The 12,857-nt window shown below is 34.2% G+C and carries 10 protein-coding genes; 5 read left to right on the plus strand and 5 right to left on the minus strand.

From position 1 onward, the window contains the following. Positions 1-11: 11 nt before the first annotated feature. Genes ACT9TX_RS04535 through ACT9TX_RS04550 form a run of 4 tightly spaced genes read right to left on the minus strand, consistent with a single transcriptional unit; the run spans position 12 to position 6,964 of the window. On the minus strand, positions 12-1,649 hold the full coding sequence (locus ACT9TX_RS04535) for a hypothetical protein (RefSeq protein ID WP_481337032.1): 1,638 nt from the start codon (positions 1,647-1,649) through the stop codon (positions 12-14). A 7-nt stretch (positions 1,650-1,656) separates the two neighbouring features. Then, positions 1,657-3,510 (minus strand): glycosyltransferase family 2 protein, encoded by a 1,854-nt coding sequence (locus ACT9TX_RS04540; protein ID WP_481337033.1) that lies wholly within the window; start codon positions 3,508-3,510, stop codon positions 1,657-1,659. A 28-nt stretch (positions 3,511-3,538) separates the two neighbouring features. Then, on the minus strand, positions 3,539-5,581 hold the full coding sequence (locus tag ACT9TX_RS04545; protein ID WP_481337034.1) for a cellulose biosynthesis cyclic di-GMP-binding regulatory protein BcsB: 2,043 nt from the start codon (positions 5,579-5,581) through the stop codon (positions 3,539-3,541). 12 nt (positions 5,582-5,593) lie between these two features. Further along, positions 5,594-6,964: a sensor histidine kinase gene (locus ACT9TX_RS04550; protein WP_481337035.1), complete on the minus strand. Its 1,371-nt coding sequence runs from the start codon at positions 6,962-6,964 to the stop codon at positions 5,594-5,596. A 34-nt stretch (positions 6,965-6,998) separates the two neighbouring features. Here ACT9TX_RS04550 and ACT9TX_RS04555 point away from each other — a divergent pair, with 34 nt between their 5' ends. The 5 genes from ACT9TX_RS04555 (at position 6,999) to ACT9TX_RS04575 (ending at position 11,373) form a co-directional block, all read left to right on the plus strand. Further along, positions 6,999-8,114: a glycoside hydrolase family 5 protein gene (locus ACT9TX_RS04555; RefSeq protein ID WP_481337036.1), complete on the plus strand. Its 1,116-nt coding sequence runs from the start codon at positions 6,999-7,001 to the stop codon at positions 8,112-8,114. Positions 8,115-8,154: 40 nt separating this feature from the next. After that, positions 8,155-9,117, plus strand: a complete 963-nt coding sequence (locus ACT9TX_RS04560) for a YitT family protein (protein WP_481337037.1) — start codon at positions 8,155-8,157, stop codon at positions 9,115-9,117. Between the two features lie 173 nt (positions 9,118-9,290). Continuing rightward, on the plus strand, positions 9,291-10,187 hold the full coding sequence (locus ACT9TX_RS04565; RefSeq protein WP_481337039.1) for an ABC transporter ATP-binding protein: 897 nt from the start codon (positions 9,291-9,293) through the stop codon (positions 10,185-10,187). A gap of 73 nt (positions 10,188-10,260) precedes the next feature. Continuing rightward, positions 10,261-11,076, plus strand: a complete 816-nt coding sequence (locus tag ACT9TX_RS04570; protein WP_481337040.1) for an ABC transporter permease — start codon at positions 10,261-10,263, stop codon at positions 11,074-11,076. Between the two features lie 21 nt (positions 11,077-11,097). Beyond that, on the plus strand, positions 11,098-11,373 hold the full coding sequence (locus ACT9TX_RS04575) for a DUF3634 family protein (protein WP_481337041.1): 276 nt from the start codon (positions 11,098-11,100) through the stop codon (positions 11,371-11,373). Between the two features lie 160 nt (positions 11,374-11,533). On the opposite strand, the gene ACT9TX_RS04580 is transcribed toward ACT9TX_RS04575, so the two are convergent. Next, on the minus strand, positions 11,534-12,469 hold the full coding sequence (locus ACT9TX_RS04580) for a hydrogen peroxide-inducible genes activator (RefSeq protein ID WP_481337042.1): 936 nt from the start codon (positions 12,467-12,469) through the stop codon (positions 11,534-11,536). Between the last annotated feature and the right edge of the window lie 388 nt (positions 12,470-12,857).

Consider the following 12,857-nt stretch of genomic DNA (forward strand, 5'->3'; position numbering starts at 1 on the left):
TTTTAATATGGTTATTTACTTTGCTTTAATCGTTCATCATTTAAAGCATCTACCTGCATCTCTTTGTTGTAATTAAATATTCGGTAAACCGCCCAATGTTCTGTTTCAAACATAATTTCTGGTGAGAATTTCTGTTGAATTAACATCTGCTTAAAATTGTAAGCATTCAGTACGCTAAAGGTTTTAAGTATGTTATTGTTTTTAGCAATTAATATAAACCTAGTACCAGCAATTGGGTTTTCTACAAGTGTAATAAAGTTTTTGTTTAAAGGTAATATCACACCATTCAAGTCTTTTAAGTGAGCTATTACTTTAAATGCTGCCGCATCATCAATTAACACTTTATTCTCTTTGGTAGCTATTGAGGATATGTAAGCGGCTATCTCAAACTCTTCATTTATCGTTTTTGTACCAAGCCAGTTTTTATAGTCCTTTATTGACATGTAGAAAGTGCTTTCTTCTGCATCATCTGTATTTTTAAAGTAGTAAATACCTGTAAATACATTTAACAAAGCCACCGAAAACACTAAAAACCAAGTTACTTTTTTACTATACTTTTTACCGCCATAAACTGTTAAACCTAATAAACCAAGTACCAAAAAGATCATGTAATACTCGATAGTAAAATTGTACTGTAAGTTTATTACAAGAATAGAAATTAAAATAAACGGTGCTAGTAAGGTTAATAGCTCGTACAATTTACCCTTATAATAGAAAAACGCTAGAATAAGTAAAGGGTTAAGCAATAACACATACGCCTGAAATAATAATTGCGACTGCCTTGTTACGTTTTTAGCATTACCGTTACTAATTACCTCACCAATCGGTACATTACCTATCACGTGCCAGTTTGCATACTGACTTGTAAGAAAATAAGTAGAGTTACCAGCGTGTGTTTGGTTTAACACTTGGAACAAAAAGATGGCACCAAAAGGTAACAAGAAGATGATGATATAAATAGCTACCGTTCTATTGGCTAGTTTTCTTCTCTGAGAGACATTATTAACAGATTGAAAATATTGTAAAATAGCAGGTTGTTCTTTATTAATTTTTAAACCTTCTAAAGACACTAAAACGATAAAAGGGAAAAAAGCTAATAATAACCACAAGAAATTGTAATCACAAAATATTAAGCAGGATAAGTAAATACTTGCCATTGATAAATAGAAAGTTGTTTGTGTTTGATAGTAACGAAACAAACTTCTAAATACTAAATAAAAGCATATTAAAATAGCAGCTACACCTCTACCAGAAATGGCTGCATAAATGAGGCCTGGATGTAGAAAGAATAACAAGGTTACAACAGGTACATAAACGATAGCAGGAATTTTTGACGAATACTTAAAGTCGTTTATTATGATATAGAACAAAGCTGTTGTAATAGCTATTGATGCCAAAATAGGCGCAAATAGGTAACCAAACGGTGTAAATACCAATGATGACAAAAATACTAAACTAGGAAAAGTAGTACCAAGTGTTAATAGATTGCCTTCATCACTCTCAAACAATACCTTTAGCTTCTCAGCAATAAACAAGTTTTCAGAATGTTCGTAGCCAGTGCGGTGCAATATCCACGACATAATGAGGTAGTACATTAGTAAAGCCAATGCAAGTACGCCATTAATATATTTTTCAGCTATTTTCTTCATTCAATTTTTAATCGTGTGTTACTACCTGACTGGTAGAAGATAATTTACTTAAACCATGGTTGGTTTTTTCCCAATAGAAAGGTTTTGTAATTAACTGCCACAAACCTTTGTAAGCCGCTCTAGAGTGCATTAACCAGTAAATAGGATTTAATGCAGAGAAAAGAATCAACTCATAATATCTTCTCTTAAACACGGCCAACATATTTACATAAATCATCAATACGTTACCAGCAATGAAATTGAAGATAGAAATATACAATACCCAATCTGGAAATAATTTATTTACAAATGTCCATCTGAATATGAGGTACATCGCAAAAAAAGCCAACAATATTGGGTACAACAAGAACGTAAATGAGGTACCACCAATAAAGAAGTTAAAGCCAAAGAAACCTTTCCAACCTACCCTTCTTACTAGCTTGGCAGGGTTGCGCATGTGCACAAGGTAAGTTTGCATATAACCTTTAATCCAACGGCTACGCTGACGAATCCAATTAAAAAATTCATTATTTGCTTCTTCAAGCGTTGTACTATTTACCACCCCTACTTTCAAGCCTTTATCGTACACACGTAATCCCAAATCGGCATCTTCTGTTACGTTAAAAGGATCCCAAGCACCAAGTTCTATTAACTTTTTTAGCTTAAAGTGATTTGACGTACCACCTAAAGGAATTGGAATATCCATTGTTTCCAAACCTGTCAACATATAATCAAACCAATAAGAATATTCAAGTGTGAACATTCTCGTTAGTAAGTTCTCATTCTTATTGAAATAGTTTAAAGCACCTTGCAATACCACAAACTCTTCTGGTAATTTCCTAAACTGGCACACCACTTTTTTCAATTGGTCAGAATCAGGAACATCCTCAGCATCATAGATAGCCAAGTACTCACCACGAGAAAAGTGCAAGCCATAGTTACAAGCTTTAGGCTTAGTTTGTGGTTGGTGCGCAGGACATACAATTACTTCAAAGTTGGCAGGGAAATCCAGATTTCGCACCGCATTCAACGTTTTATCATCTACCTCTTCAATCAATAATTTTACGTCAAGCTTCGCTTGTGGGTAATCTAAACTACGCAAATTCCAAATTAATTTACGTATAAGTTTATCTTCTTTAAATACTGGCAGTAAAATAGTGTAAACAGGTAATGTAGCTTCGTTTACATTTTTAATTTCTTCTTTAGAAACTACCTCATGTAACTCTGACTTAGAACCTGTAAGCGCCAAATACAATTTAAACAAGATAGAAAACAAGAAGAAAACGCTTGAAAAAAGGTTGATAGCTATGAAAGTAGGCTTAAAAAAAGCGATAAGTAGCGCTAGAGTAATACCAATCAACCCAAAAATGAAATACAATTGGCTATCAGTAAATGTAATTAACCCAGAACTGTCTGGATCTTTTTTCATTAAACTAAATACAGCTTCTTTTACAAAAAACCCACCACGTATTGTGTGGGCCATCCAGGTGATATCAAGATCTGATGTTGCTACAAACTTTAATGGACATCTAAACTTTACAGTTAAACTTACGGCTAGTTTTTCGTCAAAAGGGTCTGCTACGGCAATCAAAAGTTCGCCAGTAGGTAATTTTCTTAAGGGCAGATACAGAAAAGAGTTCATGTGTGACACCTCACATTCTTCAATGTAAGATTTATCCATTTCTTCATTACGTACATCTATAATTTCGTATCCTTCTTGTGCAAGAAAGGCTACATATTCTTTACGTTGCAAAAAACCAAAATTCAAGGCAGCTTTAATAGGTGCATAGCTGTATGTATCAGCTATGTCACCTACCGCTATCAGCTTGTCTTCAGCAAATACTGCAGCCTCATTCATTTTATGTAATACACAACGATTCATTATATCGGCAGCTTAGTATGGGTTGAAACTATAATTCTCTAAATGTTTCTTGAGATTCTTTTACCTTATTTCTTACAAAGAAAAATGCTAATAATACTAATACTAATAAGCCTATAAGAATAAACCATCTGAATTTCTCCCAGAAGATAGCGAATGTATTTTTATCGCCTTTATAGCTTACTACATCATTGCCTTCGGGTAATTTAAAGAAATAATTGCTTTTACCACTACCTTGTGCAATACATACATTACTTTCAATTTCTGTAAGCTGTGTGCTAAAGTTTTTAATCACACTCTCAAAAGCAACTTTATTGGCACTATCACCACCTGTAGCAGTAATTAATAAAATGGTGCTTCCTTTTTCTCTAAATATTTGTGCTATACCGCTATTAGAGTAATCATTAATAGAATATTCGTTTGATTTACCATCTTTATCTTTATACAACTGGAAGTCTTTATTAAATTGTAATGGTAGTTGTGTAAACTTCTTTACAAAATTATCTTCTCTATTTACCAAGGCAATTACGTTGTAGCCTTTTAAATCATCCAAGTTTGTTTTATCAGAAGATACTAATGGTGGTACAATTAATCTGTTGTAATTAGGATTAAAAGGTGCATTTAATTGATAGAACAATTCACCAATTGATGATGATAAGTTTGAATTATATAAGGCTGGTGATACAACAATTTTTGTAGGTACTTTTCTAAATTCAGCAGGGAAATTGAAGAAACTATAGAATCTATTTTCTTTTTCGCCAGAGAATGTTAAAATAGATGTTTTAGTATTTACAAAAGCAAAGAAATTGCTGAAACCATCTTTACAAATGTTAGTACCAGGGTGAAAACGGTATTCAACTTCTAAAGTATTGAATTTGCTAAGCATGTAAGGCTTAAGGTCAATATCTTCAATAAAATTGCTTCTATTCATCAAGTTAGCATTGTACACTAAGTTTTGATTTAAATAGATGTTTAAGAAGCCTCTATCGTCTGGTTTTAATACAGAGAAGTAACTTTCTAAGTGGAAGGTTAATTTACTAGGTATAGCATTAAACTCAGTTAAAGAGAATACATATTTTGATTTTAGAGAACCAATACCTTCTAACAAACCTGGTGTACCACCAAGACTTTCTAGTGAAGTAATTAAAGGTGATTGGTTATCTACAGCAGCATAGCTTGGTACAGCCTCGTCAATAAGTACTTTTTCAGAGAAAGAACTACTTAAACGTCTATTACTGGCTAATGTATTAATCGCTTTTCTATAACCTTCTGCATCAGCACCAGTTACTACTAATACGGTTCTTGTGCCAAGACCTGTATTTACTCTAGCTAAAGCAATTAAACCTTGTTTAGCACCAATAGATGGTATTGCTTGTCTTACAGTGTATGGCAATTTGTCTACAAGACCAGTTAAAATACCTTGTGGTAATGAATCTTGTGGGCTATAAACACCTGTGTAGACTTTTTTATTACTAGTAGTTTGTTTTAAAATAGTATAAATGATACCACCAGCAGATAAGTCATCCAAATCAGCAGTAGCAGGTGAATACACAGAAGAAAACTCCTGAATCCACTCTTTCAAGCTTCTTTGATAAGCAGAACCGCTTTGACCAACAGCACTTACGTACGATGAGTTTTTGATGTTTAACCAAACGGCAGCATTGTCAATATCTTTACAATATTCGTCACCAATACTCATTTTAGCAGCTACTTTAAGCTTGATAAAACGACCATCAGGTTGTAAATATTGAGAATCTAAAGGCACTACAATTGTAATGATGCTATCAACAGGTGACGCCTGAATACGTCTTGTTTCTACAGGCGCATCTTTTAAACTTACAATTATAAACGAGTTGTTTGGGTTTAATACCTGAGATGCAGATATGTGTAGTACTAATTTACTTTGGTTAACGTTGTCATCTGGCTTTATTTTAATAAAGTAACTTACAGAGCCCGTAATACCTTGAATAGATACATCATCGTACCCCATGGATTCGAATGTTCGGACTGACTGTGCATTAATTGCACTAATAAATAAGAAGAATAAAGCCGATAGCAAAAATTTCGCTTTCATATTGTGTTCTGTTTACGGGATAAGATTAAATTCCAAACGGTAAAAGTTTCCGATGCTTTCTTCACTGTTATAGGTGATTTTACCACCCATTTGCTCGGTTAATTTTTTTACTACAGAAAAGCCTAAGGCAGATTGTGTAGCAGTTTGTTGAGACTGATTAATGTTTTCTAAGTTATTAAATAGTTGATTAAGCTTTTCCATACCTATTAATTTACCCTTATTGGTAATTTCAAGTACGGCTTTGTTATCACGCTTGTGCGTATAAATAGCTATTAACGAATTACTTTGTGCATATCGTATTACGTTAGCAAAAAGTTTATCAATTATTTGTTCTAAGAATGCTTTATCTACTTTTAACAACAATGGTGAGGCATCAATATTCAGTAATAATTTTATCTGCTTCATTTGTGCAGCATTATTAAGACTGGATACTGCACCTTCGACAGTTGCACCTAAGTTTACCTCTTCAGTTTCGTAAGCTACTTTAGTGCTATCTGTTTCAGCTGAATTTGCCAACTTATCAGATAAGTATTTTAACTTATCATTTCCCACACCGATATAGCTTAAAATTTCTTTTTGCTCACCTGTAAGGTTGCTACCAGAGTTTTTAAGCATATCAAGGGACATTTGGATAGAACCTGTAAAGTTTCCAAAGTCGTGCATCATCATATTTAAAGTATTATAGCGATAATCACTTAACTTCTGTAGCTTTTTATTAATGCCTTCAATTTCTCTTTTTTGATCTACAATTTTTTCAGATTGTTCAATCAACTGATTATTAGCATTTTCAATTACTATACTTTTCTCAACTTCTCTAGTAATTAACAAATAACGGTTATAAGTAATTAAGCAAGAGAAAAAAGCGAGTACAAAAAAAGCGCCACCACCATTAATTACCATTGTATCGTATCCATCAGTTTTATTAAATATTTCAAAACAAATAATCAAGGCAACAATACCTAAAGCTAGCTGTAGAATAGAATAGACTGGCTTCCAAAAAATAGTAATATTGAATAATAAAACCACAATACCAAATAGCAAAAAATAAGGCAACATGTGTGTAGGTGATACAATAGCACAAATACCGCCGTTTAATATCATATTGATACCGCCAAACACTGTAGCAGTTTTATAATATGGCCACTTACTTTTACTACCAAACAGATAGACCACATATGTAAATATGGCTACAATTAATCTAATAAATAATAGATTTACCCAGTCGTGGGGCAAAAAAATGTAATCTAATAGCCAAAAAATAGGCAATGAAAATATTAATGACCAATGTACTACATTGGCAAAGTATTTTCCTTTAACCATCAGTTCTGAGTTTAACTCAGATTGGTCTATATTTACATTAGAAAGTTTATAGTCGTTTACCATATAATATACTCTACAGTACTAAATTCAAATTTGCGTGAAAATAGATTTTAAATACATCAAACTTACATTACTATTTGCCATTTTAATTTTTTCATCTTCACTTTTTGCTAACACTGTGGATAAGTGCAAAACAACGAATAATCAATATCAACAAATACCCCTAAACCTAGGGGGTGGCGTAAACCTCTCATTACTTGAGCATACCTGGGAAAATGCAGCCGATTTACTAAATACTAATATAGAAATCAAATTAAAACAAATTAAAAATATTGGCTTTAAAACAGTACGCTTGCCAGTTGCTTTTGATATGTTTTTACAGCCTAACTCATCCAATTTTCAAATACAATTAATTGATAAACTGGGTGACACTTACAATAAATGTAAAGCACTTGGTTTAAATTTAGTTATTACATATCATTACGGAAAAGTATATTATGGTAGCACTAATCGTTTTTCTGAACGTGATAGAATTTTGTGGATGTGGAAACAGATTCAAAATAAATTTAGAGGCATGGGCTACAACGATTTGTTTTTTGAGTTGTACAACGAGCCAACCGAAGACCGTAGTGCATGGAAAGATGATGTAACTTTTTTAGTAAATGGTTTACGCTGGGAAGACAAAGAGCGCATCTATATTATTGGTGGCACTAATTATAATAATGCAGATGAATTGCTCGATTTGGGCAAATTGAATGATGATAAAATATTATACAATATTCATTTTTACGAACCATTTCTATTTACCCACCAAGGCGCTGAATGGGCAAAAGATAAAACCTATATTACCAAAGTACCATACCCTTACAACAAAAAAAAGATGCCTGCCATTGCAGACCAAGCAAAGGGCACAACTGTAGAACAAGATTATTTTAAATACCCAGCCGAAGGCACGAAAGAATTTATTGCACTGCGCTTGCGCCGCATTGTAGATGAGTGTAAGAAAAGAGACATGCAACTCATTTGCACCGAACTAGGTGTAATTGATTTAGCAGATGAGAAATCTCGTAACCAATATTTGGCTGACGTTACAGATATTATGCAATCACTCAATATTCCTGTAATGCTTTGGGATTACGATAGAAATTTTGCCATTAGTAAAAATGGTAAAGCAATTAAAGGCATTAAAAGCTGGCTCAAAACAAATAATTAGCATAATAATTGTACACCTGGTCTTTTTTTACTGAAAGTGTATGAAGCCAATTCAAAATATAATTAAGAAAAATATAGAAGCCAGTGCTAATGATCAACAACCATTAAGTAGGTTTCAGGTAGCCAAAAATTTTAGAGAACTACGCTTAACACTTAGGCGCTGGGTAAAAGAAGGTATACTAATAATAGCTGGTATTTTTTTGGCAGCTTTTGGGTTAGAAAGTTTTTTACTACCAAGCAAATTTATTGATGGCGGTGCTACAGGTATTGCCTTGCTTATTTCAGAACTCAATGCTTCCTCTTTATCGCTTGCATTAATTTTGGTAAATCTTCCGTTTGTATTTCTAGGTTATAAAATATTGGGTAAAGAGTTTGCTGTAAAAGCCATTTTTGCCATTACAGGCTTGGCCATTGTTACTGCTACAGTTCATTTTCCTGATGTTACACACGATAAACTTTTAGTAGCAGTTTTTGGTGGCTTCTTTTTAGGTGCAGGTATTGGGCTTACTGTACGAGGTGGTGGCGTACTTGACGGTACAGAAGTATTGGCTATAGCAATTACCAAAAAATCGAGCCTTACCATTGGTGACATTATCATGTGCATCAATATCATAATTTTCGCTTCGGCTGCTAAACTATTATCAATAGAAACAGCCTTGTATTCAATGATTACCTATTTATCTGCCTCAAAAACACTTGACTTTTTTATAGAGGGTATTGAAGAATACACAGGCATTACTATCGTTTCATCACATAGCGGTGAGATAAGCAACATGATTGAAAACAAGCTCGGTCGTGGTTTTACCATATACAAAGGCAAACGAGGTTTTGGTAAAAAAGGAAGTACTGGTGATGTAGATATCATTTATACTGTAATTACACGTTTAGAAATAAGTAAACTAAATGGTGAGATTGAAAAAATAGATCCTTATGCTTTTGTGGTAATGCAAAGCGTAAAAGATACCAAAGGCGGCATGATTAAAAAGCGTTCTTATAGCCATTAGAAATTAGCTTGTAACACTTTTCTACTCAAGTGTTACAAGTGTTTACAGCGCCAATGCTGTCAGTTTTCTGCATCCAAATACTATTTACTTCACTTATCAAATTTTGAATTTGAATAATTATTCATCAGTATCAACTTTACCCTATATTTATCTTAAATAACTAAAACTCGCAGATGGAATCAATATTAGAACTTTCAGGCATTACCAAAAGCTACGGTAAAATACAAGCCTTACAAAACGTATCATACCAAGTACCAAAAGGTAGTGTTTTTGGTATTCTTGGCCCAAATGGTAGTGGCAAAACCACCATGCTTGGTATTGTATTAAATGCATTGCAAAGCGATAGCGGTAGTTTCACATGGTTTGGCCAACCAGGTAGCCCTGCTACAAGGCAGCGTATTGGTTCATTATTAGAAACACCCAATTTCTACCACTACTTATCTGCGGTTGATAATTTAAAAATTACACAAGCCATTAGCCATCGTGGCAATGAAGCCGATATTCACAAAGCCCTCGAAACTGTAAAACTAACCGAACGTAAAGACAGCAAATTCAGCGCTTACAGCCTTGGTATGAAACAGCGCTTGGCAATAGGTGCGGCACTTTTAGGCGACCCTGAAGTAATTGTGTTTGACGAGCCAACCAACGGTTTAGATCCTGTAGGTATTTTAGAAATAAGAGAGCTGATAAAAGAACTTGCTAGCCAAGGTAAAACCATCATTATGGCTAGCCACTTGTTAGATGAAGTGGAAAAAGTGTGTACGCATGTTGCTATTATGAAACGTGGTAAGTTGCTTACCGCAGGTGCTGTAGATGAAGTTTTGGCAAATGAAGACATTGTAGAAATAAATGGCAATAACGATGAGGGTTTACAACGTTTGTTTACCAATTATCCTGGTGTTACGCAAACAAAAAGCAATGGTAGTCACTTACAATTGTTCTTCACATTTGGCACGGCCAATTTAGAAGCCATTAACCAACACTGCTTTAACAATGGCATTGTATTAAATCATTTGCTGCTTAAAAAGAAAAGCTTAGAAACCAAATTCTTTGAGTTAACTAACGACTAAGCACGAATTAAAATCTTGCAGCTTGAGCCCTGTCTCTTGAATCTCAAATCATAAATCTCAAATCATACATCTCATGTTATCTCTTATAAAAATAGAATGGCTTAAAATAAAAAAATATCCTGCCTTTTGGTGGATGCTTGGTATTGTAGCGCTTACTTATCCAGGTGTAAACTTGTTATTTTACAATGGTTACCAACAACTAACTACTAAAAAAGACTTTACAAGTACTATTGCTAAGCAATTATTTGGCAATCCATTTGCCTTTCCAGAAACTTGGCATTCGGTAGCATTCTTCTCTTCTTGCTTTGTAATTGTACCAGCTATTTTAGTAATTATGATGATTACTAACGAATATCAATACAAAACACACCGCCAAAATGTAATTGATGGCTGGAGCCGCAACCAATTTATTACTAGCAAAATATTAGATGTTGCCATTATTACTATTGTTGCTTCTATTATGTATGCGGCTACAGCTACAGGTTATGGCCTTACTGTTAAAGAAAATAATACCGCACCTTGGAGTGAAGAAATTAAATACATACCATTGTTTGTGTTGCAAACTTTTGCACAGCTAACCATTGCTTTTCTACTTGGCTTTTTAATAAAAAAAGCGTTTATCGCCTTGGGCATTTTTGTTTTCTACTTTGCTATTGTAGAAAACATCATTATCGGTCTTTTTAAGTTCAAAAAAATACCTGGAAGTAGATTTTTCCCACTCGAAATTTCAGACAAACTAATTCCTGGACCTAAGTTCTTTGGCCGTTTTGATGAAGAAGGTTACAAACTTGCCTTATCGCAAATTAATGAGCACATTGTGTACACCATTGTACTCACAGTAGCTATTTGGGCTTTGTGCTACTACATTTACAAGAAAAGAGATTTATAATTTTTAACCTATTTATTAGCTATGCAAAAGCTACTATTTAGTATCAGATTATTACTGTGTCAATATGCTGTAAACCCACTGTTTTTAATAAAAATAGACAATGGTGTTGCTACCAAAATATGTGGCCAAGTAAAGCCGGGTTTTCTAGCAGACTGTTTAGAAATCGCTAACCGCAATGAGATACACCAAGGCTTTGTATTTGCTACAACAGGTGCTTTTAACAAGCCAGTTGTAAAAGCATCACTTAATGTACCTAAAGATGTATTGCAGCAACTACGAAACGCCTACGGTTTTTAGAACTCTATAAAACATTTACCAATAAAATGGCTGCTAAAATTTAGCAGCCATTTTATTTATCTTCATGGAGCAAATTCCTCACTTCTCACTTCTCACTTCTCACTTCTCACTTCTCACTTCTCACTTCTCACTTCTCACTTCTCACTTCTCACTTCTCACCTCATATTGGTACCACCATTCGTTTGTTATTCTGCATTATTTTTTCTGGTATTGACGCTAAGATGCTTTCCTTCAAAGCCTCTACCAATCTACGTTTTACAAAATCTCGATGTGTAATAATGCTTACCTCACGTACTGGTGCTGGGTGCTTAAAATGGCGAATACTTTTTTGTTGCTTCACAGATAAATCCATGGTAGCCAATTCTGGTAAAATGGTGATACCATCATTTAGTTCTACCATTTTACGCAAGGTTTCTAAGCTGCCTGCTTCGTATTCAAACTGCCCAAAATCAGTACCACTTTTGCGTAGCTCGCACAGGTTCACAATCTGACTTCTAAAGCAATGTCCTTCTTCAAGCAACCATAATTTATTAGGGTCTATATCAGTAGGTAGCATGTATGTTTTTTTGTAGGCCGAATTTTTATGGCTCACGTAAGCTATCATTTCTTCGTAAAATAAAGGCTCTTCTTTAATGCCTTTCTCGTTAAGCGGTGTTACCAATAAACCGACATCTATTCTACCCTCACGTAAACGATGGATTAATAAATCGGTAGTTAGTTCATTTACCAACAACTTTACATGACTGTATTTTTGGGTAAATGCAGGTATAAACAATGGCAGCAAATAAGGCGCTAGCGTAGGAATAATGCCAATGCGCAATTCGCCATGCACAATGTTCTTTTGCGTGTCTACAATTTCGGTCATTTGCTTGCAAGCACTCATTATTTTTCTAGCTTGTTCTAATATTTCATAACCAGCTTCTGTAGGTATTACAGGTTGTTTGCTTCGGTCAAATATTTTTACGCCAAGCTCTTCTTCTAGCTTTTGTATTTGCATACTAAGCGATGGTTGCGTAACAAAACAATGCGATGCTGCTGTGGCAAAATGCCTGTAGGTATCTACGGCAATAATATATTCTAGCTGTACAAGTGTCATAATTTACTACGATAATAGCTTAAAGCTATCAAAGATAAAAATGAATAGCTAGAGAAGTGTTTGATTATTTAATCGCCTTAGATAGATAATAATGACTATCCACTAAAACTTCGGTATGTTCAGTAATCGCTGCTTGAGTTTCCCTCAATAAGAGCCAACCTTTTTATAAACCTTAGAACAGCTATAAGGTAATAGAGCAATAATCTCGTTTTTAGTGATTGAAAATCATAAGGTTATTTCTAGCTGTATAAAATGTTAGCGACACGCATCTCGAACGCTAGATAAATAGGATTTCAAATCCTGCAAATCACACCAAGCCAAATGCAGGCAAGACTACGCTACTATAAAGCCGCATAGCGAACAGAACGTACAAGTGTGCGACGCAACA

Source organism: Parasediminibacterium sp. HNIBRBA5674 (genome assembly GCF_056745525.1).